The 26,991-nt window shown below is 66.9% G+C and carries 26 protein-coding genes and 1 tRNA gene; 12 read left to right on the top strand and 15 right to left on the bottom strand.

Features of this window, described 5'->3' with window-relative positions; all coding sequences use genetic code 11:
- Window positions 1-10 precede the first annotated feature (10 nt).
- Complete coding sequence (locus VLI63_RS09025) at window positions 11-1,408, top strand: cryptochrome/photolyase family protein (protein WP_409156524.1); 1,398 nt, start codon at window positions 11-13, stop codon at window positions 1,406-1,408.
- Here the strand turns inward: VLI63_RS09025 and VLI63_RS09020 are convergent.
- Genes VLI63_RS09020 through VLI63_RS09010 form a run of 3 tightly spaced genes read right to left on the bottom strand, consistent with a single transcriptional unit; the run spans window position 1,405 to window position 3,511 of the window.
- Complete coding sequence (locus VLI63_RS09020; protein ID WP_409156523.1) at window positions 1,405-2,307, bottom strand: carbohydrate kinase family protein; 903 nt, start codon at window positions 2,305-2,307, stop codon at window positions 1,405-1,407. The genes VLI63_RS09025 and VLI63_RS09020 overlap by 4 nt on opposite strands.
- Window positions 2,300-3,226 (bottom strand): pseudouridine-5'-phosphate glycosidase, encoded by a 927-nt coding sequence (locus VLI63_RS09015; protein ID WP_409156522.1) that lies wholly within the window; start codon window positions 3,224-3,226, stop codon window positions 2,300-2,302. The genes VLI63_RS09020 and VLI63_RS09015 overlap by 8 nt, the downstream gene beginning before the upstream one ends.
- A gap of 6 nt (window positions 3,227-3,232) precedes the next feature.
- Complete coding sequence (locus tag VLI63_RS09010) at window positions 3,233-3,511, bottom strand: hypothetical protein (protein WP_409156521.1); 279 nt, start codon at window positions 3,509-3,511, stop codon at window positions 3,233-3,235.
- Between VLI63_RS09010 and VLI63_RS09005 the strand changes: the two genes are divergently transcribed.
- Window positions 3,486-3,998 (top strand): hypothetical protein, encoded by a 513-nt coding sequence (locus tag VLI63_RS09005; RefSeq protein WP_409156520.1) that lies wholly within the window; start codon window positions 3,486-3,488, stop codon window positions 3,996-3,998. The genes VLI63_RS09010 and VLI63_RS09005 overlap by 26 nt on opposite strands.
- 112 nt (window positions 3,999-4,110) lie before the next feature.
- Here VLI63_RS09005 and VLI63_RS09000 read toward each other — a convergent pair whose 3' ends face one another.
- Window positions 4,111-4,584, bottom strand: coding sequence for an SRPBCC family protein (locus VLI63_RS09000; RefSeq protein WP_409156519.1), 474 nt, complete (start codon window positions 4,582-4,584; stop codon window positions 4,111-4,113).
- A gap of 151 nt (window positions 4,585-4,735) precedes the next feature.
- Between VLI63_RS09000 and VLI63_RS08995 the strand changes: the two genes are divergently transcribed.
- On the top strand, window positions 4,736-5,431 hold the full coding sequence (locus tag VLI63_RS08995) for a hypothetical protein (RefSeq protein ID WP_409156518.1): 696 nt from the start codon (window positions 4,736-4,738) through the stop codon (window positions 5,429-5,431).
- Here VLI63_RS08995 and VLI63_RS08990 read toward each other — a convergent pair.
- Together VLI63_RS08990 and VLI63_RS08985 are read right to left on the bottom strand one after the other, a co-directional pair.
- Window positions 5,374-6,678 (bottom strand): glycosyltransferase, encoded by a 1,305-nt coding sequence (locus tag VLI63_RS08990; RefSeq protein ID WP_409156517.1) that lies wholly within the window; start codon window positions 6,676-6,678, stop codon window positions 5,374-5,376. The genes VLI63_RS08995 and VLI63_RS08990 overlap by 58 nt on opposite strands.
- A 47-nt stretch (window positions 6,679-6,725) precedes the next feature.
- Complete coding sequence (locus VLI63_RS08985) at window positions 6,726-8,888, bottom strand: glycosyltransferase (protein WP_409156516.1); 2,163 nt, start codon at window positions 8,886-8,888, stop codon at window positions 6,726-6,728.
- Between the two features lie 160 nt (window positions 8,889-9,048).
- Here VLI63_RS08985 and VLI63_RS08980 point away from each other — a divergent pair, with 160 nt between their 5' ends.
- Window positions 9,049-10,269 carry a polysaccharide pyruvyl transferase family protein gene (locus VLI63_RS08980; RefSeq protein WP_409156515.1) on the top strand — a complete coding sequence of 407 codons (1,221 nt, stop codon included), beginning with the start codon at window positions 9,049-9,051 and terminating at the stop codon, window positions 10,267-10,269.
- Here the strand turns inward: VLI63_RS08980 and VLI63_RS08975 are convergent.
- Together VLI63_RS08975 and VLI63_RS08970 are read right to left on the bottom strand one after the other, a co-directional pair.
- On the bottom strand, window positions 10,253-11,467 hold the full coding sequence (locus tag VLI63_RS08975) for a MalY/PatB family protein (RefSeq protein ID WP_409156514.1): 1,215 nt from the start codon (window positions 11,465-11,467) through the stop codon (window positions 10,253-10,255). The genes VLI63_RS08980 and VLI63_RS08975 overlap by 17 nt on opposite strands.
- A 119-nt stretch (window positions 11,468-11,586) precedes the next feature.
- Window positions 11,587-12,072: a hypothetical protein gene (locus VLI63_RS08970; RefSeq protein WP_409156513.1), complete on the bottom strand. Its 486-nt coding sequence runs from the start codon at window positions 12,070-12,072 to the stop codon at window positions 11,587-11,589.
- A 185-nt stretch (window positions 12,073-12,257) separates the two neighbouring features.
- Between VLI63_RS08970 and VLI63_RS08965 the strand changes: the two genes are divergently transcribed.
- Window positions 12,258-13,337: a DNA glycosylase AlkZ-like family protein gene (locus VLI63_RS08965; protein WP_409156512.1), complete on the top strand. Its 1,080-nt coding sequence runs from the start codon at window positions 12,258-12,260 to the stop codon at window positions 13,335-13,337.
- 11 nt (window positions 13,338-13,348) lie between these two features.
- Here VLI63_RS08965 and VLI63_RS08960 read toward each other — a convergent pair whose 3' ends face one another.
- The 6 genes from VLI63_RS08960 to VLI63_RS08935 all read right to left on the bottom strand — a co-directional run bounded on the left by VLI63_RS08960 (window position 13,349) and on the right by VLI63_RS08935 (window position 20,981).
- Complete coding sequence (locus VLI63_RS08960) at window positions 13,349-14,863, bottom strand: CoA-acylating methylmalonate-semialdehyde dehydrogenase (RefSeq protein ID WP_409156511.1); 1,515 nt, start codon at window positions 14,861-14,863, stop codon at window positions 13,349-13,351.
- Between the two features lie 226 nt (window positions 14,864-15,089).
- Entirely contained in the window at window positions 15,090-15,911 is an 822-nt protein-coding gene (locus tag VLI63_RS08955) for a nitrilase-related carbon-nitrogen hydrolase (RefSeq protein ID WP_409156510.1), read from the bottom strand.
- A complete protein-coding gene (locus tag VLI63_RS08950; RefSeq protein ID WP_409156509.1) occupies window positions 15,908-17,356 on the bottom strand; it encodes a purine-cytosine permease family protein in 1,449 nt (482 codons plus the stop codon). Before VLI63_RS08950 ends, VLI63_RS08955 begins: the two co-directional genes overlap by 4 nt.
- A gap of 247 nt (window positions 17,357-17,603) precedes the next feature.
- Window positions 17,604-18,596, bottom strand: coding sequence for a carboxypeptidase-like regulatory domain-containing protein (locus tag VLI63_RS08945; RefSeq protein WP_409156508.1), 993 nt, complete (start codon window positions 18,594-18,596; stop codon window positions 17,604-17,606).
- Between the two features lie 135 nt (window positions 18,597-18,731).
- Entirely contained in the window at window positions 18,732-19,358 is a 627-nt protein-coding gene (locus VLI63_RS08940) for a DUF2461 domain-containing protein (RefSeq protein WP_409156507.1), read from the bottom strand.
- A 663-nt stretch (window positions 19,359-20,021) separates the two neighbouring features.
- Window positions 20,022-20,981 (bottom strand): GlxA family transcriptional regulator, encoded by a 960-nt coding sequence (locus tag VLI63_RS08935; protein WP_409156506.1) that lies wholly within the window; start codon window positions 20,979-20,981, stop codon window positions 20,022-20,024.
- A 125-nt stretch (window positions 20,982-21,106) separates the two neighbouring features.
- Here VLI63_RS08935 and VLI63_RS08930 point away from each other — a divergent pair, with 125 nt between their 5' ends.
- The 6 genes from VLI63_RS08930 (at window position 21,107) to VLI63_RS08905 (ending at window position 25,952) form a co-directional block, all read left to right on the top strand.
- Window positions 21,107-21,316: a hypothetical protein gene (locus VLI63_RS08930; RefSeq protein WP_409156505.1), complete on the top strand. Its 210-nt coding sequence runs from the start codon at window positions 21,107-21,109 to the stop codon at window positions 21,314-21,316.
- Complete coding sequence (locus VLI63_RS08925) at window positions 21,313-22,296, top strand: alpha/beta fold hydrolase (protein WP_409156504.1); 984 nt, start codon at window positions 21,313-21,315, stop codon at window positions 22,294-22,296. Before VLI63_RS08930 ends, VLI63_RS08925 begins: the two co-directional genes overlap by 4 nt.
- Before the next feature lie 27 nt (window positions 22,297-22,323).
- Window positions 22,324-22,560, top strand: a complete 237-nt coding sequence (locus VLI63_RS08920) for a hypothetical protein (RefSeq protein WP_409156503.1) — start codon at window positions 22,324-22,326, stop codon at window positions 22,558-22,560.
- Between the two features lie 79 nt (window positions 22,561-22,639).
- A complete protein-coding gene (locus tag VLI63_RS08915) occupies window positions 22,640-23,914 on the top strand; it encodes a DJ-1/PfpI family protein (RefSeq protein ID WP_409156502.1) in 1,275 nt (424 codons plus the stop codon).
- A gap of 53 nt (window positions 23,915-23,967) precedes the next feature.
- The gene (locus tag VLI63_RS08910; protein WP_409156501.1) at window positions 23,968-24,645 is read left to right on the top strand and encodes a DUF4386 domain-containing protein; all 678 of its coding nucleotides are present in this window, start codon (window positions 23,968-23,970) and stop codon (window positions 24,643-24,645) included.
- A gap of 38 nt (window positions 24,646-24,683) precedes the next feature.
- Window positions 24,684-25,952 (top strand): serine hydrolase domain-containing protein, encoded by a 1,269-nt coding sequence (locus tag VLI63_RS08905; RefSeq protein WP_409156500.1) that lies wholly within the window; start codon window positions 24,684-24,686, stop codon window positions 25,950-25,952.
- Window positions 25,953-26,242: 290 nt separating this feature from the next.
- Here the strand turns inward: VLI63_RS08905 and VLI63_RS08900 are convergent.
- Window positions 26,243-26,318: transfer RNA gene (locus VLI63_RS08900), tRNA-Arg, on the bottom strand.
- Window positions 26,319-26,489: 171 nt separating this feature from the next.
- Here VLI63_RS08900 and VLI63_RS08895 point away from each other — a divergent pair.
- The gene (locus VLI63_RS08895) at window positions 26,490-26,984 is read left to right on the top strand and encodes a hypothetical protein (RefSeq protein ID WP_409156499.1); all 495 of its coding nucleotides are present in this window, start codon (window positions 26,490-26,492) and stop codon (window positions 26,982-26,984) included.
- Window positions 26,985-26,991: the final 7 nt, after the last annotated feature.

The following is a 26,991-nucleotide window of genomic DNA, read 5'->3' as shown; positions in this document are numbered from 1 at the left end:
TGTGGAGGGCATGACACCGCCGCGAGATCCCGCCACTTCACCGACGATCGTCTGGCTGCGCGATGACCTCCGGGTCGCCGACAATCCCGCCCTCACGGCAGCGGCCGAGCGGGGGGCGCCGGTCGTGGTGCTCTACCTGCTGGATGAGCAGAGCCGCGGCATCCGTCCCCTCGGTTCGGCGAGCCGATGGTGGCTGCATCACAGCCTCGAGGCTCTCGCGGCCTCCGTGAGCGAGATCGGAGCGACCTTCGTGCTGCGACGGGGCGCTGCCGCCGTCGAGCTGCCCCGTCTGGTGTCGGACATCGCTGCGGGAGCGGTCTTCTGGAACCGCCGCTACGGTGGCCCGCAGCGGGAGGTAGATGCCGCACTGAAGTCGAGCCTTCGCGATCTCGGTCTCACCGTGCAGAGCTTCCAGGCGAACCTGTTGCACGAACCGTGGACGGTGACCACCGGATCAGGTACCCCGTTTCGCGTGTTCACCCCGTTCTGGAAGTCCTGCCTCGCCGCCGCTCCTCCGCGAGAGCCGTTGCCCGAGCCCACGTCCCTCGACGGGGTGGAAGGCGTCGACAGTGATTCCGTTGGCGACTGGGCACTGCTGCCCACCCGGCCGGACTGGGCGGGCGGCATCCGGGAGGCCTGGACTCCCGGCGAACGCGGCGCCCTCGCACAGCTCGAGCGCTTCGCCGCCCACGACCTCGCCCACTACGACACCGCTCGGGATGCCCCGGGGGGCGAGGCGACCTCCCGCCTCTCGCCCTACCTGCGGTTCGGCGAGATCAGTCCGTTCCAGGTCTGGCAGCGCACCCAGCGGGGCGAGCTCGACGCCGCGGCCCGTCGCAACGCACCCAAATTCCTCAGCGAGATCGGCTGGCGCGAGTTCAACTGGAACATCCTCTTCCATGCGCCGGACCTGCACGAGAAGAACTTCCGTGCCGACTTCGACGCCTTCCCGTGGCAGGCTCCCGACCCGCGTGACCTCGAGGCCTGGCAGCAGGGCCGCACGGGCATCCCCTTCGTCGACGCCGGGATGCGCGAACTCTGGCAGACCGGCTACATGCACAACCGGGTGCGCATGGTCGTGGCATCCTTCCTCATCAAGAACCTGCTCGTGGACTGGCGCATCGGCGAACAGTGGTTCTGGGACACCCTGGTCGACGCCGACGAAGCCAGCAATCCGGGCAACTGGCAATGGGTCGCCGGATCGGGGGCGGATGCCGCACCCTACTTCCGCATCTTCAATCCCCTGTTGCAGGCGGAGAAATTCGATCGCGACGGGGCCTATCAGCGCCGGTACCTTCCGGAGCTCGGAACCGACGACTACCCGCAGCCGATCGTCGACCTGAAGAAGTCGCGGGACCTCGCGCTCGCGGCGTACGAGCAGGTGAAACGGGCAGGAGAGTCGGGCTAGCTCCTCGGACGCCCGCCGATCGTCGCCACGGCGATGGCCCCGGCGCGCGCGCCGGCCGCCGCCGCGGCCATCGCCCCGGCTCCGGACACCCAGGCCGCGAGGAATCCGGCCGCGAACGCATCCCCCGCCCCGATCGGATCGACGACGGTCACCGGGATGGCAGCGACCATCGTCGTCGGCATGCCGCGTTCGGCCACCACGACGCCGGCCGTGTCGAGGGTGAGGGCGACGATCTCGAAGCGCTCGCCGAGCCGCTCGGCGATCTCGATCGGATCGTCGAGGCCCGTGAGCACCCTGCCCTCTTCGAGGTTGGGGAAGAACAGGTGGGCGCCATCGATGGTGTCGAGGAACCGTTCCACCCCGAAGTCGGTGATGAACCCCGCGGAGGCCGGGTCGACCGAGACCCTCACTCCCAGAGCGCTCGCGCGCTGCAGCAGGCCGCGGAGCGCGGCCTGGTCGGACTGGGAGAACACGCTGTAGCCGGTGAAGTGCAGCACAGCGGCGCCGGCGAGCAAGCGATTGGGCACGGAGTCCGGGGACAGCTCCGCGTTGGCACCCTTCTCGGTGAGCATGGTGCGCCGCTCCCCCGCGACGATCACGATGATGGCGCCCGTCGGCAGCTCGTCGTGCCCCGAGAGGTGCGGGGTGACGCCGCTGTCGGCGAGGAGCGCGCTGTGCCGCGCGACATCATCCGCTCCGACCAGGCCGATGAAGTCGACGGATGCCCCGAGCGAGCCCATCCACGCTGCCGCGTTCGCTGCGGATCCGCCCGCCCGGTTGCGGATGGATGCCGGCGTGTCCGTGTCGTCGCGAATGGCGCCATCCGGCACCACCACCACGTCGTCCACCACATCGCCGAAAACGACGATTCGGCGAGAGTTGGCGAGGAGATCAGACAAGCGCCGACCATTCGATCGCGATCTGCGCGGCCAATCGCACGTTGTTGCGGGCGAGATCGAGGTTGACCTCGAGGCTGCGGCCCTCCGAGGCGTTGACGATGTACCCGAGCAGGAACGGGGTAACGGCCTTGCCGTGCATTCCGGCTTCATCGGCGGCGGCGAGCGCCTCGATCAGCACCCGGTCGTGCTCAGTGGGATCCCACTGCTGCTCGCGCGGGATCGGGTTGGCGACCACGATCCCCTGGCCGTGGCCGAGGGCATCCTGGCTGCGCATGATCGCGGCGACCTGGGCGGCGGAATCGACCGACCAGTCGATCGTGTACGCAGACTCGGTGAGCCAGAAGCTCGGGAAGATGGTGGTGCGGTAGCCCACCACCGGCACGCTGAGGGTCTCGAGCCGCTCGAGGGTCGCGGCGATGTCGAGCACCGACTTCACGCCGGCACTCACCACCGTGACCGGGGTGACGGCGAGTGTGGAGAGGTCGGCCGATTCGTCGAAGGTGGCGCTGGCTCCGCGGTGCACCCCGCCGAGACCACCGGTGGCGAAGACCCGCACTCCGGCCAGAGCGGCGAGGTGCGCGGTGGCAGCGACGGTGGTCGCCCCGGATGCCCCCGCCGCGGCGAGCACGGGAAGGTCCCGCACGCTCGCTTTGGTGAGATCCTCTTCGGCGATGCGGCGCACGCCCTCGGCATCCAGCCCGATCTGCGGCACCCCGTCGAGCACCGCGATGGTCGCCGGCGTCACCCCGGCATCCCGCAGGATCTGCTCGAACTCCTGGGCTGCTTCGTGATTACGCGGACGGGGAAGCCCGTGGGAGATGATCGTCGACTCTAGAGCCACAACGGGGCGCCCATTCTCCAGGGCCTCGGCGACTTCGGTGGAGACGGTGAACGCAGGGCTGGCGGATGCGGTTGTCATAGGACTTCAGACTATCGGCGCCTGTATCACGAGCCACGCGACGACGCTCTCAGCGTTTGCGGAGCTTTGCGCCGCTCTGGCGGCGTGGTCGCCGCCGATATGGGCCAGCGGGCTCCCAGCAAGTCCCAGACAGAACTCGAGACGCCCCTTAAAAACGGGTGTCGAGAGGTCATCGACAATCCGTTTCGGGGGTGGTGCCGGATCACCACTGCGGCCGGGAAATATCCGGTCCACCGATTCGATAGAGGAGTTCATCACCATGAACGCATTCACGAAGAAGACCATGTTCGCCACCGCCGGTATCGCTGCCGCTGCGGCTCTCGCCATCGGAGCCGCTGGCCCCGCCATGGCGAGCACCTCGCACGACTCGACCTCCACCGAGTCGTCGAACTCGACGACGAGCCTCTGGAGCGCGACCAGCCTCAGCAGCCTCAACGATGCGCTGGACAACATCGTCAACGGCGCGACTGCCGGCAACGTATCGAACGAGTCCCCCGTCGTCGTCGCACCCCAGGTCGGCGATGTGCTCAGCGGCAACGCCGTGGCCTCTGGCAACGATGTCGCCGCGCCGGTCGCCTCGGGCAACACCGTCTCCGCTCCGATCAGCGCTCCGGTCACCGCTCCGGTTGCCTCCGGCAATGACACCCCTGTCGCCAACGGCAGCGGCAACGGCACCTCGGCCAGCAACTCCCTGAGCGACCTCGTCGACACCACCGGAATCATCGATGGGGTCACCCAGAGCGTCGACCTCGGCTCGATCCTGGGCCGCTAGAACTCAGGCGCCAGCCCGCATCGCGAAAGCCCCCGACGCTCCGGCGCCGGGGGCTTTCGTGTGCTCGGAAGCGGCCGGCGGGGCCTCGATGCCGCCGATAACGGCTGCCGCGTCAGTGCTCCTTCGCCCTCTCCCCCATCGGGGCCCCGTTGTCGGACCTACCCTCGGCGATGAAAGCCAGACGCTGCAGTGTCTCGGCGTTCCGCCGATGCAGCGCCACGTCGAGCAGGGGGCGCGGCACCCACGAGGCCGGGCCCGCGACGGCGTACTCCTCGATGCGCACGACGCATCCGCGCCCGCGGGGCTTCACATCGATCACCACCCGCGCCTCCCCCAGCGGCCATCCCTTCGGCTGCATCACCAGGTGGCGGGGCGAGTCGCATTCCAGCACCGTTGTCTCGTCATTGATGAGCGCCGGCCAGACTCCGAAGGAATGCTGGAGGGCAGAACCGACGGCGGGCCAGTTCTCGTCGACGTCCCGCATGCGGGCGGCACCCACCACCCAGGTCGTGAACACCCATCCGTCGGCGAGCACCGCGAAGACGTCCTCTGGGCTGCAAGCCATCTCGCGCACGTTGACCGACATCCGGCACCCCTTCTCCTCATTCGCGTATGAGTTCCATGATGAGGGAAAAGAAGGGTGGGGATGGGTTCTCGAAGCACCCTTGATTGCCAGCCCTCAGGGGACTAAGGGGCGGACTGTACACACGCGCATCGCGGCACACTTATGCTTGATTGTGCTCACTGTTCTGATCCCCTGGCGTCCCCAGCCCTCGCGGCTTGCGGCCATCGACGCGGTCGTGGACTGGTACGTGCGCAACCTCGGTGACGTCGACATCCGCACTATCGATTCCGACGACGAGATCTTCAATCTGGCGAGGTGCCGCAACCTCGGAATGAACTCGATCGAGGATGCTGGCGAGGTCGTCGTGATCAACGACGCCGATACGATTCCCCAGCTCGAACCCCTGCTCGAGGCGATCGCCGCGGCATCCACCTCCGGCCTCGTACACCTTCCCTACACCCGCTACCACTGGCTCGGGACAGCCGGTACCGCACAGTTCACCGAGGGCATCCCGCTGGACCAGTGTGAATTCGAGCTCGTGAACGGCGCGTGCTCCGGGGTCTACATCACGACACCGCAGAGCTGGTGGAGCCACGGCGGCCAGGACGAGAGATTCCGCGGGTGGGGCTTCGAAGATGCGGCCTGGTATGTGGCGCACGAGACCCTTCTCGACGAGGCGCCTCGCCGCCATGAGGGAGTCGTCTACGCGCTTCACCATGCGGCACAGGCGCGTGAGGGCGACCAGTACGACGCGAACGCCGCCCTCATGGAGCAGTACCGCGAGGCCCGGTCCAGTCGGGCCGCGATGCGTCAGCTCGTTGGAACCGACGCCACCGCAGAGAAGGCCCGGCGGCTTCCCGCCTCCTGACGCAATCCCGCAGAAAGCGACGCTAGCGCCGCACGGGCAGGGAGCTCTAGTGCGTCACGCACGGCTGCCGCCAGCTCGTCCACCGTCGCGGTGTTCGGGGCGAGGGCGATGCCGAATCCCGCATCCTCGAGGGCTGCCGCCCCGGCGAACTGGTCGGTCGAGAACGGCAGCACCACCAGCGGCACCCCCGCCGTCATCGACTCGGTGACGCTGTTGTTGCCGCCATGGGTGACGGCGGCGGCGGCCCGTTCGAGCAGGGTCACCTGGGGAAGGAACTCGCGCACGAGCCACTCCGCCGGCAAATTCCCGAACTCGGAGCGGTCGGCGGACCCGATGGCGATCGCACCACGGACGCCCACCTGCTGGAGAGCGTCGCACACGCGGGCGAGTACATCCGCGCGCACCGAGAGGAAGCTGCCGAAGCTCACGTAGACGAAGGGTTCATCGCTCCCCGCGAGCCAGGCGTCGACCTCGGGATCTCGCGCCTCCTCGCGCACCGCGGAACCCAGGAAGCGGTGTGGCGGAAGGATCGCCGTGCGGGCGGGCGGAGAGAGCTCGGCCGGATAGTTGAGCAGCAGAAGCTCTCCGTGCTCGCCGAAGGCGCTTGCCGAAGGTGGCGCATCCGGCGCCAGCTCGGCAAGGGCGGCGTTCCACTCGGCGGTGAAGGACTCGCTCACCCGGTCGCAGAGGTCGCGCAGCATCCGCAGTTCCTCGGCCGTCGGGTCGAACACCGCGGGCCAGGCCGGTGGGAAGCCGTAGACCTCATCGCCGACGGGAAGGGCGGATGGATGCCCGAGCACGACATCCGCATAGGCGACACCCGCGGCGACCAGGGCCAGCCGCGCGCTGAAGGCCAGGTGGTCAACGATGATCGCGTCGGGCTGGATCTGTGCGACAACGGCCTGCACCTCCCGGGCCACGCGCACCGGCTCCCACATGAGATCGCTGAGTCGCGCCTCGGCCTGGAAGGCCAGTGTCTCCACCATTCCGCGCCGGGTCGCGTCGAAGAAGCCGCGCAGGGCGTCGTCCTCCCCGGTGGGTTGCTGTTCGGCCCGGATCACTCCGGGGTTCGAGCCCTTGCCGAGCTGGAGGTTCACGCGTTCGAAGCCGAAGGATTCGACGATGTCTGCGGTGGCGGGGCCGGTGGCCACCACCACCCGCTCGCCGGCATCACGCCACGCGGTGCCGAGGGTGGCGAGGGGAAGAAGGTGCGAGGCGTAGTCGGGACTGATGATGAGGAGCGTCACAGCGTCGTTCCCCTCACAGCGTCGTTCCCTTCACAGCGTCATCCCGTTCACAGTGCCGCGAACGACCAGCCCCGCGATTCACTCTCCTCGTCGTGCACTCCCTGGTACACATTCGACAGCGCACGCGCCATCGCCTGGATCGTGAAGCTCCGCTCCACCGTGTCCCGGGAGGCCGCGGCGCGGTCGACGGTCTCTTCGGCGATGGAGGCATCGAGGGCCTCGACCATCGCCGAGCGAAGCAGCGCGACATCCCAGGTCGGGGTCAAAAAGCCGGTGACACCGCGCTCGACGTAGGTGGCCGGGCCGCCGCCGTCCGGGGCCACGACGAGGAGTCCGGAACCCATCGCCTCGAGGAGCGCGATGCCGAACTCCTCCTTGAGGCTTCCGCAGACGTAGATCCCCCGCGGGGCGGCGAGTCCGGGCAGCCCGAAACGGGCGGCGGCGACCCACCGGGCGACGGTGTCGTTGCGGCGATGGCCCGAAAGCACCAGTCCCGCGGCCGACCGGTCCTCCGGCGCGACGATGGCGTCCATCAGCTCGAGCTGTTCACGTTCGTCGGCAGACGGATCCACCAGGTTTCCGCCGATCAGCAGCAGGTTCGCCCGATCGGCGAGCGGACCGTCGGCCCAGGCATCCACGATCGTGGCCATGCCCTTCACCCGGTGGAAGCGACCGACACTGACGAGAAGCGGGAGGTCGCGCCGATGCTCGGGCAGGTCGGCGAGCAGCTCGCGCAGCTCCTGAAGGGCAGGGCTCGCGGGCTGGCCGGCCGCATGGCCAGCACTCTCGACCACGGCCCGGTCCACGACCTCGAGGTCGATGCCCTCCGGCACGATAGTGTGGCGTTCCGGATGCGCCGTGATGTCGATCCCCACGAGCTCGCGCATGTCGAGCTCGAGCGAGGGACGCGGAAACAGCACGGTGTGGGCGGCGTTCGCGGCGAGCTGCTGCACCAGGTGCGTACGGAACCAGAAGTGTTCGACCTCGTCCACTTCCCCGAAATTCTGCCGGGTGAGACGACCGGAGAGGTCGAGGGAGTGGATGACCGCGTGCGGGTCGGGCGCGACAGTGAAGACGACGGGGATGTCGAGCTCGCGGGCGACATCGGCGGCGGCGAGGCTGCCGACGTCTGCCATCCGCAGATGCAGCAGGTCGACTCCGCCCGCGGCACGCAACATGCGCCGGATGCCCCGGCGCGCGGCCACACGCAGCGGCCAGGCGCTGGCGGACTGCACCGGTTCGCTCAGCAGGGGCACCCGTCCGTAATCGTGACCCCACGCACCGGCACCCATGTCGACGACGCTCTTCAGCGCTTCGTCGACCGATCCGCGTGACAGGGTGATGACACGCTCGACCCGGGGGGACTCGTCCTCGTTGGCGACCAGGGCATCCCCGAGGCGCACGAGCAGGGTGGCGATGCCGCCGTTGTCCCCGCTGCCGGCCTGGGTCAGACCGGCGTCGAGGTCGGCGTGCAGGAAGAGCTGGGCGATCGTGAGGCCACGACGTTCGGTGTCGACAGGGGCTGACTCCGCGGAGAGGTCGACGAGGGAGAGGCGCGCGACATCGGCGAGATACCCCTCCGACCGCGCCAGCTCGTCGAGCACCGCGAGGATCTCGCGATCCCCGTTTCGCTGGCCGAGGGCGGAGACCGCCGCGACGCGCACCGATTCCTCTTCGAAGATGTCGGTGGCGATGCGCAGAAGTGCCGGGGTCGCGACGGACTTGCGCACCAGGCCGAGAGTCTCCACCAGCCGGTATCGCGCGCCGGGCTCCTCAACTCCGAGCAACGCGGACTCGAGCCCGATGGCCACATGCTCCGCGACCGGGGATCCCCACTGTTCGAGGGTGCGCTGGGCGAGCATCCCGCCGAATCCACCGGCGGACACCAGTCCGATGAGCCGACCGACGGTGTCGAAGCGCGGAAGTCGCAGGCTCAGAGCCCAAGCGGCGTGCTCGCGCATGAATCCACGGCTGCTCGACAGCAGCCGCGACAGGGCGATGTCCGCCTGCTCGTCGAAGATCTGCGCGAGGGCGTGGGTCGCGGCGATGGCGGCGAGCTGGTCCTCGCTGTTCAGTGCGGACGTGAGCACTCGAACCGTGCGGGCACCACCGTCGCGACTGGCCTCGAACGCGAGGTCGTCGGCGAGGCGCATCGAGTCGACGACCCGGTCCGCCCGTAGCACTGCGTCTAAAGATGTCTGGATGCCCACAACCCTGATGATAAGCGTGATCCGGCTGATAGAACGATGGGCTTGTGCTGGGTATTCGACGCGTGGTAGCCGAGGCCACCGTGCGGCAACCGGCGTCGTTTCGGCTAGCGTGGTGAGGGCTCGCGCGGTGCGACGCCCCTCAAGACATTCGGAGACACAGGTGCGCGTAGTAGCAATCGGAGACGTCGGAGTGATCGACGAGATGATCCACATCGGCGATGAAGCGATGTTCGAGGCATTCGTCGACGCGATACGCGCACGCGGGCTCGATTCCCTCGTGGCCATCTCCGCGAACCCGTCAGAGACGATCGCGCGCTACAGCGCTGACGGGTTCGGGATCGAAGCCATCCGCGGCATCGGATTCGCGCCCTCCGCGGGAGGCCGCGCCGCTCAGCAAGACCGCCTCGACCGCGTGCTGCGCACCGCCGCGGGCGAGACCGACCTGCTCGCCGACGACGACTCCGCGCTCGCCGTGATCGACGCCATCCGGGACAGCGATGGTGTCGCGGTCACCGGCGGCGGCAACCTCGCCTCCACCTGGCCGTCCCACATCTTCGAACGCCTGGCGATCGCCGGCATCGCGGAGGCCCTCGGCAAACCGTTCGTCGTGAGCGGCCAGACCCTCGGGCCGCAGCTCTCTGAGGAGGACTCTGCGCTCGTTGCACGCCTGCTCGGTCTCGCTCAGCTGGTGAGCGTGCGGGAGTCCGCCTCGCTCGCGGTGGCGCAGAGCCTCGACGTGCCCGCCGACCGGCTGCGACTCGGCGCGGATGACGCCAGCTTCCTATTCGACGAGACGCTTCCTGCACTGCCCATCTGCGTCGTCACGCTCGCCAACCATGTGGGGGATGCGGATCGCGACGCCGTGACCGCAGCCATCGCCGACCTCCTGGACGAGATCGTCGAGACCACGGACCTCGACATCGTCTTCCTCGCCCACTTCGGTTCGCTCGATGAGGCCCGGGTACGTGGCGACTCGGTGGTTCACCAGCGGGTGATGGCGCAGATGATCTCGCAGCGCGTGCTGGCGGTCGTGCCTCCGGATGCGCCGGGCGCCGCCCGGATCGCCCGCTCGGCCTCGCTCGTGGTCACCAGCCGCTACCACCCGGCGGTCTTCGCCGTGCCGGCGGGCGTCTCGACCATCGGCATCACGGTGGACGAGTACACCCGGGTGAAGCTCACCGGCGCGCTGGAGAACTTCGGGCAGCACGGCATCCTGCCCGTCGCGGCACTGCTCGCCGGGGACGGTCCGGAGCTGCTGGCCCGGGTCTGGGCCGATCGGGTGGAGATGACGTCGGCCGGCCGCACCATCGCCGACACCCAGCGCGCGGCGAGCGCCGCCTGGTGGGACCGGGTGGCGACGGTGCTCAGCCCCGGGTCCTGAGGTCGCGGAGCGTCGCGCCGATACGGCGCACCGCCTCGATGAGCAGCTGTGGATCGCAGGCCAGGTTGATGCGCACGTAGCCGTCGTAGGCCTCGCCGTAGCTGTGACCGGAGTTGAGGGCGACGCGGGCACTGTCGATGAGCAGCGCTGCCGGGTCGGCACCGAGGCGGAAGGCGCGCAGGTCGATCCAGCCGAGATAGCTCGCCCTCGGGCGGTGGTATACCGCTCCCGGCAACTGCTGCTCGATCAGCCCGGCCAGAAGAGAGTCGTTGTCGACGATGATTCGAATGGTGTCGTCGAGCCAGTCGGTGCAGGTGAAGGCGGCGATGTTGGCGTGGAGGCCGAGGATGCTGGTGCGGCAGGTCACCTCTTCGGGAAAACGGTCGAGCACGGCGAGCGATCGATCATCGCCCGCGACCAGGAGCGCACACTTCGCACCGGCCAGGTTCCAGCCCTTGCTTGCTGAGGTGACGCAGATACATCGCACTCCGAACGCTGTGCCCACCTCCAGGAACGGCACGAACACCTGCCCGGGATGCGCTAGCGGCGCGTGCACCTCGTCGCTGATCACCAGCACGTCGTACCGGGCGGCAAGCTCCGCGACCGCGGCGAGCGTTTCCCGGTCGAACACGAGACCGAGCGGATTCTGCGGGTTGCAGAGCAGGAAGGCATCAGCCCCGTCGGCGAAGGCACGCTCGAGGCCGGCGAGGTCGAGGGTCCATGCCGGTCCACTCTGGAGCAGCGGCACGTCGACGCGCACCGCATCGGCCTCCTCCACGAGGTCATAGAAGGCCGTGTAGACGGGAGGGTTGATCACGACCCGACCACCGCGAGGGATGCCGTAGCGCAACGTCTCGACGATCGCGGCACTCACATCCGTGGTCACGCGCACACGATCGGGATCCACCCGCCAGCCCCACCGTTCGCGCGCGAACCGGGCGAAGGTGCCGGCGAGGGGGCCGGGTGCATCGATGTAGCCGAAGTCGGAGGCCCGCACGCGCTCGACGATCGCCTCGGTGATGGGGGCGGCCACGCTGAAGTCCATCTCCGCGACCGAGAGGGGGATGACATCCGGCGCGTACCGTGTCCACTTGACGGAGGATCTTCCGGCGCGGCTGATGTCGAGGGAGAAGGCCGCCTCGAGTGTCATCGCTCCAGCATCCAGCCTTCGGCGGGCCGACGCGATCTTCGCTGTCATGCAACGTAGTACTGGCGGAGACAGTCTCCGGGATCGGCACAACGGGCTACCGGCTCTGGAGAGTCGATAGCCCGTTGCTGTGGCGCTGCTGTGTGGCGCTGCTGGCGGTGATTGTGCGGTTAGTGGCGGGATCCGCTGTGGCTCGCGTCGTGACCCGAGTTGTTACCCGAGTCGTGACCCGAGGCATCGCCATGATCGTCGCCGATGTCGTGTCCGACGCCGTCATCCGAGGCACCGGAGTGGCTGTCCTCGCCGACGTCTTCAGCCACCTCGTCGCTGTCGGCCTCGTCGCTGTCGGCGTCGTCGACCCGACCGATGCTGTCGTCACCCTGGGGGTGATCGGCATCCGTCGGCAAACCGGACGACGGCACCGGTGCCGGGGTGGTGCCCGGTGTCGCTGCGATCCCCGAGTCGTCGGCCGTGCCATCGCCGCGAAGGCCGTTGTCGTCGCTGACCGGGGCGGGAGACACGGAGGTGGCTGGGGTGCGGTCCTCGGCACGACCCGCCGGGCCGCTCTGGGCCTGCGCCGACGCGACCGCGCCGACCGACAGGGCGCCGGCGAGGGCGAGCGCCACGATGGTGACTGTCTTCTTGGTGGTGAACATTGTCTGGCCTCTCAGAATCACCGCTTCAGGCGGTGCGGCTGTGTGGCTCGTCGGCCACAGGTCGAGTCTGAGAGCCTCGGATGAGACGGAGGGGAGGCTTGCATGAGAGGGTTCTTAACTGCGCCGACCAACCCGATACTCGCAACTGCTGGCCGGATCCGGATGCCTCGGACTACCGTTGACCGGTGGCAGTCATCACCCTCACGAGACCGGAAGCCCGGCGGATCGCCGTGCGCGCCGCCCTTCTGGACGCCACCGTGCCCAAAGACCTTCTCGAGCTGGTGCAGGGCATCGCCATGCTGAGGGTCGAGCTCACCACCACGATCGCCCCGGCCGCCGATCACAGTTGCTGGTCGCGTCTCGGATCGTCCTACCGCCCCGTCGACACGGAGCGAGCGCTCAGCGAGGGAGCGCTGTTCGAGCGCGGATGGATGCTTCGGCCCATGTCCGACCTGGGGCTGTACCTCGCGGGCATGCGCACCTGGGCCGATCGCACCAAGACCCGCGGCTGGATGGACGACAACGCCGCCTTCGCCCGAAGCATCCTCGATCGCATCGCCGACGAGGGGCCGAAGACCTCACGCGACATCCCGGATGAGGCGGTCGCGCCCTGGCCGTCGACCGGCTGGACCAACAACCGCAACGTGACCCAGATGCTCGAATGCCTGCACATGGCCGGCGAGCTCGCGGTGGTGGGCCGGGCCGGCAGGCTACGCATCTGGGACCTCGCCGAGCGGGTGTTCGCGGCGGTGCCCGAAGTGCCGGCCCTCGAGGCCCGCCGCATCCGCAGTGAGCGGCTGCTCACGGCCTGCGGAATCATGCGGGACAGCATCGCCGTGTCGCCGACCGAACTTCACGGCACCGTGCCGGTGGGCGAGCCGGCCACCATCGACGGGGTCCCGGGCAAGTGGCGGGTCGATCCCGCCCAGCTCGACCGACCGTTCGAGGGACGCACCGTGCTGCTCTCGCCATTCGACCGGCTGATGACCGATCCGCAGCGGGTGGTCCGACTGTTCGAATTCGACTACGCGCTCGAGATGTACAAGCCGGCAGAGACCCGCATCTGGGGCCAGTTCGCGCTGCCGATCCTGCACGGCGACCGGTTGGTGGGCAAAGTGGATGCCCGGTCCGAGCGTGACACCGGGCGGTTCCTCGTCCACCGCGTGCACGAGGACGAACCCTTCGACAGGGTGACCCGCTCAGCGGTCGAGGCAGAGATCGAGTCGTTCGCGTCGTGGCTGCGATTGCGGGTCGTGCGCGGCTGACCCGCCCGCGCTCAGTTCTGCGGGAACCCCAAATTGATTCCCCCGTGCGAGGGGTCGAGCCATCGACTCGTGATCGCCTTCTGCTGCGTGTAGAACCGCACGCCCTCGGCGCCGTGTGCCTTCGTGTCACCGAACAGGGAGGCTTTCCAGCCGCCGAACGAGAAGGTGGCCGCGGGCACCGGGATCGGCACGTTGATGCCGATCATTCCCACCTGCACCTCGTTCTGGAAGCGACGCGCCGCTCCGCCATCGTTGGTGAAGATCGCGGTGCCGTTGCCGAAAGCCCCGGCATTGATCAACGCCACACCCTCCTGGTAACTGGAGACGCGCACCACCGAGAGCACCGGGCCGAAGATCTCCTCGGTGTAGACCCGGCTGGTGGTGGGCACGCGGTCGACGAGAGTCGGGCCGAGCCAGAATCCGTTCGGGTCGCCGTCGGGCTGCACGCCGCGACCATCCACCACGATCGTCGCGCCGTCCTGCTCGGCCACCTCGATGTACGAGGCCACCTTGTCGCGGTGGACCTCCGTGACCAGGGGACCCATGTCGCAGTTGCGACGCCCATCCCCGGTGACCAGGGTGTGCATCCGCTGGGTGATCTTCTCGATCAGCTCGTCGGCGACCGGCTCCACGGCGACGACGACCGAGATCGCCATGCAACGCTCACCAGCCGAACCGAATCCCGCGTTGATCGCCGCGTCGGCAGTGAGATCGAGATCGGCATCCGGAAGAACGAGCATGTGATTCTTCGCCCCGCCGAGAGCCTGCACCCTTTTGCCGTTCGCGGTGCCGGTCTCGTAGACGTAGCGCGCGATCGGCGTCGATCCGACGAAGGAGATCGCCGCGACATCCGGACTCAGCAGAAGTCCGTCGACGGCCTCCTTGTCGCCGTTCAGCACGGTGAAGACGCCGTCGGGCAGTCCGGCCTCCTTCCAGAGTTTGGCCAGCCAGATCGCCGCGCTCGGGTCTTTCTCCGATGGCTTGAGGATGACGGCGTTGCCCGCCGCGATCGCGATGGGGAAGAACCACATGGGCACCATCGCCGGAAAGTTGAACGGCGAGATGACGCCGACCACGCCGAGCGGTTGCTTCGTGGAATACACGTCGATACCGGTCGACACCTGCTCCGAATACTCGCCCTTGAGGTGGTGCGCGAGTCCGGTCGCGAACTCGACGACCTCCTGGCCGCGGCTGATCTCACCGAGCGCGTCAGAGAGCACCTTGCCGTGCTCGAAGGTGATGATCTCGGCCAGCTCCCCCTTCTTCGCCTCCAGCAGTTCCCGGAACTTAAAGAGCACCGCCTGGCGTCGCGCAAGCGACAGGTCGCGCCACTCGGGGAATGCGGCCTTGGCCGAGGAGATCGCGGCCTCGATATCGGCGCTGTCCGCGAGCGAGACATTCTTCGTCGCGACGCCGCGAGCGGGATCGAAGACGGGGGCTGTGCGCCCTGAACTCGACGGGAACTCGGCGCCGTCGATCCAGTGCGGCACGGTGGGGAGGGTCTCGGTCGGGGCAGCAATCGTCATGCTGTGGTTCTCATTCCTCTGGGGTCTTCTGCGCGCGGGGCTCTCTCAATGTAGGCCCGGCGCGGGGTGCAAGCCAGCGCAAGAACCCCACCCCCGCGTGTCGGCCTGCGCAATTGTGACGCTCGCCCCGCTTCGTCCACTAGCCACTTGCTTGGCGGGCTGATCGGCGGTCCGGTCGGGGGTGCAGAGTCCCTGCTCGGCGTCCGATCGGGCGGCGGACCAAGTCTCAGTACAATTCCGGGCGCCGGTCGGCGTGCACGTCATTGAGGGGACTGATCGACTTGTCGCGAGCCAGCGCGAGGTCGACGGATGCGGTCACCACCTGCGGAGTCCCCAACTCGATCGACGTGAGCGGATACCCGTCGGCGTCGACGATGACCGTGCCTCCGATCCAGTCCTGTCCGCGCTCGAGCCCCACCCTGTCGGCGACGGCGATGAACATGCGGTTGACCGCGGCGTCCGCCTGTACGCGCACGATCTCCCCCGGTCGTTCGCCGGCCGGGCGGGGATAGAGCGGCCAGTTGACCGGGGCGCAGAGCAACTCTGCACCGTCGAGGGCAGCCATCCGCACCCATTCGGGAAACTCCAGGTCATAGCAGACCACCAGGCCGAGGCGCCCGTAATCGGTGTCGACGACCGGCGGATGCCCGCTGCCCGCCACGAAACCGCAGGTCTTCTCGGTGTTCCAGAGGTGGGCTTTCCGGTACGACGCCACGACGCCGGTGCGATCGACGATCACACTCGAGTTGTAGATGATTCCGTCGTCGATCTCGGCGAAGCCGCCGGCGATCACCATCCCGAGGGAGGATGCCGCCTCCACCAGGGAACGGACGAAGGGTCCGTCGAGGGGCTCGGCCGCCCTCAGCAGCTCAGCCCTGTCGGCGAACACGTATCCGCAGTTCGCCAACTCAGGAAGAACTACGATCTTCGCGTGCCGTCGGGCCGCCTCCTGCAGCCCGGCGTGAATGCGGGCCAGTGACTCAGCCGCGTCACCGATCACCGGCGCCAGCTGCACGCAGGCGACGATCACCGGTGCGCCATCCGTCACCGCGACGCGCCCTCGAGCTCGAGGTCGCTTGCTGCCTGCGCCTTCCCCTCAGCCGCGTGGTCGAGGCTGCGCGAGAAGAGCAGGTAGAGACCGCCGGAGACGACGAGCCCGATCGCGAACGAGAAGTCGGCACCGCCGAGCAGCTGTGCGACGGGTCCGACGAAAAAGCTCACCGAGAAGAACGGAATCATGACGATGAATCCCACCAGGTAGGCGACCACGCCGCGCCAGGCCCATCGACCGTAGAGTCCGTTCGGTTTCAGGATCTCGGCGATCGCGTATTTTCCGCGTCGAACGAAGTAGAAGTCGACGAGGTTGACGGCCGTCCACGGCACGAGGAAGTACAGCATGAGCAGCACGAAGCTGTTGAAGCTCGCGACGTAGTTGTCGGGGATGACGAGCGCGATTATGAGTGAGGCCACTCCGACAACGACCAGGCCGATCACCCGCAGCTTCACCGTTGGCCGTACCGCCCGGAATCCGTCGACCGCACTCGACCCGGTGAGCATGGCGCCATAGGCGTTGACTCCCATGATCGAGATCAGGGCGAGTACCGACACGAGCACCGTTATCGTGCCGAAGCCCGGGAAGAGCAGGTCGCCGACCTGCTTGAGGGCGAGGATCGGATCGGCATTCGGAATGTAGCTGGCCAGAATCGCCCCGAGCGACATGAGCCACACCGCGGAGAGGGCTGCCCCCGCGTAGACGGACGTGATCAGCTTCGGCGCCGAGACATTCGCCGGAAGGTAGCGGGTGTAGTCCGATACGTAGACGGCGTAGCTGATGTTGTACCCGGCGGCGATCGACAACTGCACGAGGAACGCGACGGTGTTCCACCCGGATGTCGCCACCGCGGCCTCGGGAACCACCGGCACGGAGGAGAAGTGCACCACCGCGATGATGGTGATGATCGCGAAAACCGCAACGAGCACGTAGGTGAGCCACCGCTGCACGAAGTGCAGAAGGTCGTGACCGATGACCGCGATGACGATCGAGAGCGCGATCAGCACCGGGTACCAGAGGAACTTGCCCCCCGGAGCGACCAGTCCGATGCCCTGCGTCGCGAGGATGGTGTCGAACACCAGGAAGCCGACGTAGACGAACACCGTCGCGGCGAACGGGACGATGGCGCCACGACTACCGAACTGGGCGCGCGACTGGATCATCTGGGGCAGGCCCATCCGTGGTCCCTGGTTGGCATGGAAGGCCATGAAGAAGGTGCCGAAGCAGGCTCCGAGGATCACCGCGAGCACACTGAAGCCGACGCTCAAGCCCATGGCCGGTCCGATGAATCCGGTCACCAGGGTGGGCAGCACGAAGTTGCCGGTGAACCAGAACGGTCCCTGGTGCCACACCTTTCCGTGCCGTTCGGAGTTGGGGATGTAGTCGATCGAGTGCTGTTCGATCATGCTGTCGCGAGTCTGCGCAGCCACAGGGTCAGACATCTTTGTCCTTTCGGGAGTTGTCGGCGAAGTCGGCCTCGGACGCCCTCGTCAGCGGCAATCTGAAATTACTGCTGTGCAACGAATGATGCCTCATAGACAAACTGACAGTACAAATGATTGTCGCCACGAGGCTCAATGTCAATGCCGGGCCTTCTGGGCGTGCGGCGGCAGCCTTCGCGCGCGGCGTCTCAGGGCGCGTCGCCGAAGAGTGCCACGGCGTCCGCGAGCATGCGGTTGCCTCGCCGCGTCACGGCTTACCCTGGGGGATCTGAGCGAAGGCTCCGACCGGGTGCAGATAGTCCACGGACAGGGTGGCGGCGACGGCGGGGTTCGTCGACATCGGGCTCGTCTGACCCGTCCACCACCAGGTCTGCGCGGGCGTGGCCGGCGTTGCGACCGTCAGCACTCGAATGCTGTAGTCGCCACTCGGCACGACGAACTTCGTCGGCTGCACGATGCCCGGCACTCCGCCGGTGCGCTGGTCGAAGGTTGCGCCGGTCGTCGTGTTCGTCACTCGAACCGTCGCGCCGAGAACCGACCGGGGGTCGGACGGCACGCCCACCCCGATCTGGAGATCGTAGGAACTGTGCACGAGCCGGGTGGAGAGACTGATGTGGCTGGGCAGTCGACCGGGACGTTCGGCAAAGACGCTGGTGTACCAGCTGAGCGACGACGCGGCCCCGCGCGGCCCGACGAAGATCTCGACGACAGCGGTCTTGAGCCCGACAAAGGTGTAACGCCCCGAGTCGTCGGTGGTCACGGAGGCATCCTGGAACATCTCGCCCATTCCCTCGAGCGATACCTCCCGCTGCGCGAGCGGAGATCCGTCCGGTTTCGTCAGTCGCCCGGTGACTGTCGCTCCCACCGCCAGGGTCATCGTGATCGGGGTGGCGGCGCCGGCCGTGACGTTCACGCTGTCGACCTCGATCGGTGCGTAGGTGGCGAAACCCGCCTGCGGAGTCTCGACCTTCACTTCGTAATAGGCCGAGGGGGGAAGTTCGGGGAGCACCGCCTGCCCCGTCGCATCCGTCGTGCCGTACCGGAAGCCTCCACCGTCGGTTGTCGAGACGTAGACATGCGCCACCGCTCCCGCGAGGGCCAGGGGCGCCCCGGTGAGGTCGACGAGTTGGACGCGGATGCTGCCGGTGCCCGGTCCCGCCGCGTGAGCGGGCAGGGAGGCACCGCTGAAAACGAGAGCGACGGCAACAGTGAGTGCAGCCAGGGAGAGTCGTCGTGTCATGAGGGCCCGTATCGTCGGCGCCGCGGACATCCGAGGCTGAATGGTCGACCCTCCGGGTGAGTCTCGGATTACCGACTGTACAGATCGGTACACCCTCGGACAAGGCCCGCCGTCTGAAGTGCGGGACGCGGCCGCCTACGGCCGGGAGGTCGCCGCGCCGACGTGCGTGTCCGTCCACTCGATGAGTGGCTTCACCCGTGACCAGACGTCGTAGATGGCGTCAGCGGAGGCGTCGATCGGGAGCTGTGTCACCGCGGCGTAGTGGCGCAGCCGCAGCAGCGCGATATGCGGATGGTCCCGCGCGAATCCCTTGGGGCTGGTGGTGAGCGACGGGCCTGCGAGCTCGAATCCGTCGGTCTCGAGTTGCCGGACGATCCCGGCCAGTTCCGCTGCCGCCGTCGGCTTGGCATCGATCGCTCGCCGCCCCCGCTCGAGCTGGTCCCGGCTCGGGCCGTAGAGACCGCCGCCGGCATCGATGCCTCCGGGTTGGAGGTTCAGGTAGACGCCGCCGACCGTGCCGGCCCACATGCTCGCGCCGATCCGGTACGGGCTCTTGTCTGCGCTGAATCGCACATCCCGGTTCGGGCGCATCACCCGTCCGGGCCCGTATTCGCCTTCCGCTTCACCCAGCAGCAGGTCCAGCGGATGCCTCACCACACGGTCGTAGACATCCCGGTGCGCGGTGAAGAACTCGCGATTGTTGTTGGCGGCCAGTTCGGTGAAGAAATCGCCGGCCGCGGCGGTGAAGCCGGTGAATTCCATGCGGGAGCCATGCCTTCCTAGAGGTGGACGGCTCACGCCAGCCGTCTCGAGCAGCGGCCGGCCGAGGGTGTGGCAGCGTGCACCGATCCGGCCTCTCAGCGTATTGACCCGGAGTCGAACGCTGCGCCTCCTGACCTACGGAAGTGCTGGGAATCCGCCCCGGCGAGGCTTCATGGCCTCCACTTCGGTCGAGACCAGCAACCTGAGTCCTGAGCCGAAGGTAGGAGCCTTGATCGACATCGTCTGGAGCGCGATCAGCGGACGCTCTCCTCGGTCTTGCGGTCCAGATCATCCGGTCTGCGGCTTCAGGCCACAGCCCTCTCTTGACCGCGGTCTTCGCTCCCCAGCTGGCGAGCAGTCGAAGACGGTCTGCCGATGAGCTGCCCGGCTCGGCGGTGTAGATGGTGAGAGCGTGCCCCGGCTCACCCGCGAGGGCGTGCGGCACCAGGACGAAGAATCGTAGGGCCCAGGTAGCCAGCCCTCGCGGACGGCATCACCGCCCTCGAGCCCAGAGTTCCCTCCGCGCGCGCGGAGCTTCTACAAGAAGTGCCGGTCAAACCCGTTTTACGTGGTGCATCCGGAGCCGGGAATGCGGGCACGGCGAGCGGTCGGGTTGTGATGTGTGATCTTCCAGGTCATCGGTCGACCGCTCAACCGAACTCCCTATGCCGGCCCAAAATGATGGCGGTGATCCGACGGGGTCGTGTTCAGGCGTCGGCGAAATGCTCGGTTCATGGTCTCGGGGGCCCCGAAGCCACACGCGCGAGCGATCTGTTCGATGGTGAAGAGAGTGGTCTCGAGTAGACGGCATGCCGCTTCCATCCGCACCGCTTCGACATGTTCGGCGGGCGTGATCCCGACCTCCAGCTTGAATAGGCGGCTGAACTGGCGCTCCGAAAGGTGGGTGCGCGCTGCCATGACCGGGATCGACAGATCGTCGGCCAAGTGCTCGGGCAGCCAGGCGAGAAGGTCGCGAATCGGCTCCTCGTTGGCCGACTGGGCCGCCAACATCGCCGAAAACTGGCCCTGGCCACCGGATCGACGCAGGTAGACGACCAGTTGCTTGGCAACCAGCGCCGCGGCCTGCCTACCGTAATCATCCGCCACCAACGCCAGCGAAAGGTCGATACCGGCGGTGACACCGGCGGATGTCCACACGTCGCCGTCATGAACATAGATCGCGTCGGGGTCGACCGATACGTCGGGATAGTCCAGTTCGAGTTGCGCGCAATCCGCCCAGTGGGTGGTCGCCTGTCTGCCATCGAGGAGCCCCGCAGCGGCGAGCAAGAACGCTCCGGAGCACACGGATGTCACGCGTCGCGATCTCCCGGCCACACGCCGGATGTGGCCAACCAGCTCGGCATCGTCGGTCGCCTGATCGAAGTCGCGCCCGCCAGCCACAACGAGCGTGTCGACATCTCCGACGACCTTCTCGATCGGGGTGGTTGCGTACTCCAACCCACTCGTTGAGAGCACGGGACCACCGCCGATGCTCACCACCTGCGTCGAGTACGGCGGTATGGAAAGGAACCTGGAGGCGGTCGAAAACACTTCGAGCGGGCCGGCTATATCGAGGATCTGTGCGCCAGGGAATCCGACGATGACGATGCGTGGTTCAGGCACGGCCCTCCGTTACAGAAATCATTTTCAGTCGAACGCGTGGCCGAGATCGTCAACATCGTGTCCTAGGCGGGTCGGCGAGCGAACTCTACCGTGAATGCATACCCACAGACAGGAATCGAGACCACATGCGTATCGCACGCAAGGCCCAGATTCCGTGGATGTGGCTCGCGACGACAGTCGCCATCACGGCGGTCGTGATCGCATTCGGCCGCTTCACAAGCAACGAGCGAATCGCACAAGCAATCGCGGCCGGAGTAATCCGCCGTCGCGACGAGCCCACCGCGTCCGCACTTCCCATTGACACCAGACACACCCACGAATCGAGCCCGACATGACCACGACAAAACCCTTCCAGCAGTCCCGACCCCGTCGCCTGACGCGAATCGCGCGAGTATTCGGCATCGTCTCGGTGATCCTTCTCCTCCTCACCGCAGTTTCGGCTTTGGCGAACGCTTCCATCACGGCATCGGAAAGAACGGCCATCACCCCGTACGGCCAGAGGGTTTCGGTCGACGCAGGCGCAATCAACGTGTACCGCAATGGCGGAACCGGGCCGACGATGGTTCTTCTCAGCGGCTTCGGCACCCCGGCACCGGCGATCGACTTCGCGCCGCTCATCCGCAAGCTCGACGCGTTCAACGTGATCGTCGTCGAGGGCTTCGGCTACGGCTACAGCGATCTGGATGTCGCCGATCGCACCATCGAGAACATCACGAGTGAACTCCACCAGGTTCTGGCCAAGCTGCAGGTGAACGAGCCGGTGATCCTGGTCGGCCACTCCGTCGGGGGTATCTATGCCCGCTACTACGCGAACGCATACCCGAAGGAAGTCTCCGCCATCGTCGGCATCGACCCCATGGCGGCCGCGACCTCGTCGCTGAAAGTCGGGGCACCATCGGTCGTGGAAGGCATCCAGGCCAAAACCGGTCTGTTCCGACTGGTCACGGCGATTGCGCCCGACCTCATCCAGCCTCCCGGGACCGCCTACACGCCAGACGACCGCCGCCGCACCGCTGCCATGACGAATTGGAACTATGGCAACGTCTCGATCTCCGATGAATGGAGCCGAATCGGCGCCAACTCCACTAAAGCCAATGCGCGCCCGTTCGCCGCCGACCTCCCCGTCCTGGAGATCCTGTCGAGCGAGAGCGTCACGACGATGCCTGAATGGCTCCCCAACCATGAAGCGGAACTCAAGGGAGTGGCGACGCATCAGCTCGAGGTGGTTGAGGGATCCCACTACCTCCACTGGACGCAGTCCGCGGCATTGGCCCGGATCATCTCCAACTTCGTCGCCGCACACGTCGCCGACTAACCGCATTCGGAATCAGGGAGGCACGAAATGATGATCGCAAGCAGCGTTGTTCAGGGGTCAGCGAGCGCGCTGGTCGCCGTCCTCGCACCTCTTCCCCTGTTCCAGATCGCCCTGGTGGCAGGCGCGCCTCTCGGCCGGTTTGCCTGGCGAGGCGAGCACCGCATCCGCCTCGACTACACGAGCCCTAGCCGGCTCGAGCGATTCGCCAGGGTTCCAGCGAGCGCCTCGTTGGCGGAGTTGTCGCTCGTGGTGGCACTCCCCTGACCCACCACCACAGTCAGCAAGGCCCCGACGCCGCAACGTGAGGCGTCCGATCGATCGAAGCATCAAATCCAGGAGAACCATGTCGTCCGTACTGCGCCGCCTAGGCACCATCGCCCTCTCAGCCACCATCGCCCTTGTCGCCTTCGCGGCGACAGCCGCGGCCGGGATCGCGCACTCCAGCCAATCGTCGACATCGAAAGTCGCGGGTACCCCGAGCGCCCATCAACCCATACCGCGCAGCGCGAAAGCCCGCTTCACCGTTGCAGTGGTTCTCGGCCAATCAGGGTCAGACGCGGCTGACGTGCTCGCTCCCTATGAGGTGCTCGCGAGCTCGCCCGACTTCGCCGTCTACACGATTGCAGCATCTACCAAGCCTGCTGCCCTGGACGGCGGCATGGCTGTTGATCCCGACTACACGTTCGCGGATGTCGCTTCCGGAGCCGCTCCAGCACCGGATTTGATCGTCGTTCCGGCCGTCAACCTCCCTGACGGCCCGGAAGAGCAGGCCGCACGCGATTTCGTTGTCGAGCGCTACGGCGCAGGTGCGCGCATCCTCGGGATCTGCGCCGGATCACGCCTACTCTCCGCAACGGGGATCCTCAACGGGCTTACGGCCACCTCGCACTGGTCCCGAATCGCCGCACTCGAGAAATCCAACCCGGAAGTTTCGTGGATCCGGGGGCAACGCTATGTGCAGGATGGCCGAGTGACCACCACGGGCGGAGTCACCTCCAGCATTTCTGGGGCGCTCAAAGTGATGGCCGACATGGTCGGCAGCGCGGAAGCCAAACGAGTGGGTGGCGAGATCGCCTACCCTGGCTGGACCCTCAGTAGCACTACGAGAATCCCCAAGGCATCGTTCGGCCTTGCGGATGCTGCCGTTCTGCTGAACACGGCATTCCCGTGGGGTCGTCCGAGCTTCACCATTGAGCTGACTGATGGAGTGGGCGAGATAGATGCCTCCGCTCTTTTCGAGGTCTACTCCTATTCCCAGTCGGCCCTCACGCGTGCCGTGTCCTCGACCGGATCGGTCCGCACGAAACACGGACTCATGTTGCGCACGGAACTGAAACGCGATGCCGGCGGGCAGACGCTCGTCGCCGGCGACTTGGAGAGCAGCAGCGGATTCGGCGGTCTCGACGCCGCGTTCGAACAGCTCGGTCGCTCCGTCAGCCCGGCACTCGTCGTGTCCGTAGGGAAGATGCTCGAGTACCCACTGGACCGAGTCACCCGCGCCTCCTCACAGACGACCGACCAATGGCGCGCGCCGGCCCTTCTCGGGCTCGCCGTTCTGCTTGCCGCTGGCCTCGGCACCCTTCCACTTCTCGCGCGCCGGCTCCGGCGACGCAAGTGACCGGGCACCGTCCGACGATGCCTCACCCAACCCCATCAATACGGAGAACAGCCATGACATATGCAACGCACATCCCGCCCATTTCCCGCAGTGCTGCCTGGGTCGGAGGGGTCAGCCTTCTCCTCATCGCAGTGCTCGCCGCCGCTGGCAACTTCGGCGCCCTCGCCCCTCTCATCACCGCGGGCGACGCAGCAAAGACCGCAGCCGCCATCAGCGGTTCGGGACTCCAATTCCGCATCGGAGTGCTCTGCATGATCCTCGCGGCGATCCTCGACGTAGTAGTAGCTGCGGCACTGCTCCGCATTCTTGAGCAAGCGAACCGGATGGTCGCCCTCACCGCGGCCTGGTTCCGCATCGCGTACGCCGCAGTTTTCGTCGTAGCCCTCAGCCAACTCGCAAGCGTCCCGAATTTGCTTCCGAACCCGGACCGCGCCCTCGACGCGATCGACTCGTACAACGTCATATGGCGCGTCGGGCTCATGCTGTTCGCGATGCACCTCGTGCTAGTGGGGTACGTGGCCGTCCGGACTCGCATCCTGCCTCGTTGGCTCGGCATCCTGGTCGGCATCGCCGGCGCGGGATACTTCGTCGACGGCGCCGGCACAATCCTCCAGCCCGACTATGTTCCGTCGATCTCGACCGTCACCTTCATCGGAGAGGTCGCACTCATCGGCTGGCTGCTATGGACAGCCATTCGTCGGCCAAAGCTCCAGCTCTCCTCCACCCGGTGAGACGTCTTTCGCCCGCCGCGACTGGAAAAGGAATCGAGATGTCCACCGTGAATCATCGCTTCACCATCCGACCAACTCGCCCGCGCGGATCCCGCTTCTGGTTCCGACGCGTGGCTTCCGCTGTCGTTCTGGTGCTCGTCCCGGTGGCGATGCTGTTTCAATCCCTGCGAAGCGGCCACTATGCGGACGACAGCTGGGCTGGCATGCTCATGGCGGCCGTGCTCATCGTCCTGTTTGTCACGACCAGGCGGCTGGCGCTGACGCTGCCCGTTGCAGCGCTCGTCGTTGGCCTTACGGTTTGGGCTGTCACTCCGTCCGCAGTGGGTTCCCCCACCGGCGACTCCGTCGTTCTCGCCAAGATCGATCAGGCGCGAGAGTCCGGATTGCTCACGCGGCAGCGCGACATCGCGGTCGTGTTGTTGTCCCTGCATAGCGGCGTGACTGCGAGGTTCGCGGGCGTCGGCGCATCGGACACCTCACCCATGGAGATCGGATCGCTGACCAAGGCGATGACCGGGTTGGTCATCGCCGATTCGGTGGGCCGAGGCGAGATCCGAATGGACACGCCGATTTCCACCTACCTTCCTCACATGGCGGGCTCCCCTGCTGGCACTGTGACGATGCATGAACTCGTTACCCATACTGCTGGTTATGCCGCCTTTGGGCCGGCCGCGCTGCGGCGGGCAACCTGGAGCGCGCCGTTCGGCCGAAACTTCCTCGACGGCGATCTCGGTGAGCTCTACGGGGACGCCAGACAGGGAACGCTCGAGACACGCGGGAACTATTCCTATTCGACCTTGGGAGCCGCAATCGCCGGGCAAGCTGTCGCTGCAGCAGCCGGTATGACCTACCCCGATCTCATGCAGGCCCGTCTCTTTGGTCCGCTCGGCATGACGCACACGTTCATCCAGGGCGCGCACGCTCTAGTTCCAGGCGGATGGTCGAAGTCGGGCCTGCCTGTCCGGCCCTGGCTCCTTGGCGCGTATGCCCCCGGTGGCGGCGGAGTATCCACAACGCGAGATCTCGCGAAACTCGCCACTGCTCTCCTCGACGGCTCAGCACCCGGCGTTTCCGCCCTTGACCCCACCACCCCGACCACGCAGGCGGACACGCGGGTGGGGGCCTTCTGGCACACCTCGACCCTGCAGTCGGGCACAAACATCACCTGGCATGGCGGGCAAACCGGCGGCTACACCACCTACTTCGGCCTCGACCGGACAGCAGGGACCGCCGCCATCGTGCTCTCCGATGTCGCCAATCCCGCGACGGATGCCCTCGGCGTCGCGCTCCTGACCAACTCGGACTGAACCCGCAGGAGGTCGACCCGATGCACCGAGAGTTCCACGGGTGGCGTCCGCCTCCCGGAGTTGATTCCGTTGGCGAGATGTGAAGTCTGACCTCTTTTTCAGAGGTCAATTGGTCACGTTCGCCCTGAGGGTGAAAACCCAGACAAACACTCGGGTCAGCTGTTCCGGATAGGGCGATTCTCGGCCCGAAAACGGTCTCAAACGTTTTTAACGTGTGGGCAGAACGTGCGCAGAAACCACAACGGGCCCGACCGCACTCCAAAGGAGTTGCCGATCAGACCCGTGTTTCGTGGTGCGCCCGGAGGGATTTGAACCCCCGACCTATTGATCCGTAGTCAATTGCTCTATCCGCTGAGCTACGGGCGCATGCGCTGGGCGCAAAACCCAACCTGACGACTATACCAGCCGATTCGACCGGCACGATTCCCGGCCGGGGTTTCGCGTTCGCAAGCATTCCCCCAGTCCGGTGCAGGAGACTTCTGCCATGGAGATCGAGACACCGTTTGTCGAGGCGCGTCCGCGGGGGGCTGTCCGACCATGACCGCCGGATTCTCGATCAGCCTCGCCGTGATCTGCGCGCTCGTCGTGGTCGCGCGGTTCGCGCTTCCCCAACTGCCACTGGACCGCGCTGGCGTGCGAATCACCGGCGCAGAAGTGGCACTCCTCGGCGTGGGCATCCTCGGCCTCACGTTTCACTGCACCGCGATGTTCTCCCGGCAACTCTTCGGCGGAATCCCCCTCGCGCTTCCCCTCGTCGACGCGGTGAACGGCATGGGTGCCGCCAGCATCGCGCTCTATGTCGTGCCTGCCGTGCTGGTACTCATCGGCCTTCGGCGCCAGCACTGGATCGCACTGACGGTGATGACGCTGGCTCTGGTCGCAGTCGGTCTCACGATGTATCTCGGCAGCCCCCTCCGCGTGCACCTCGCTTCGATCTTCCTCGCGGTCGTGGCGCTTGTCGGCGTTCTGTCACTGCTGGTCAAGGGACCCTGGCAGAGCAACGACGCCGGAGCCACAGCACCGCCGGCATGAGGTCAGT

The sequence above is a fragment of the Lacisediminihabitans sp. H27-G8 genome, from assembly GCF_046156175.1.
Lineage (GTDB): Bacteria > Actinomycetota > Actinomycetes > Actinomycetales > Microbacteriaceae > Lacisediminihabitans.
Note: the sequence above shows the minus strand (reverse complement) of the source record. Positions and strands in the feature narration are given on the sequence as shown.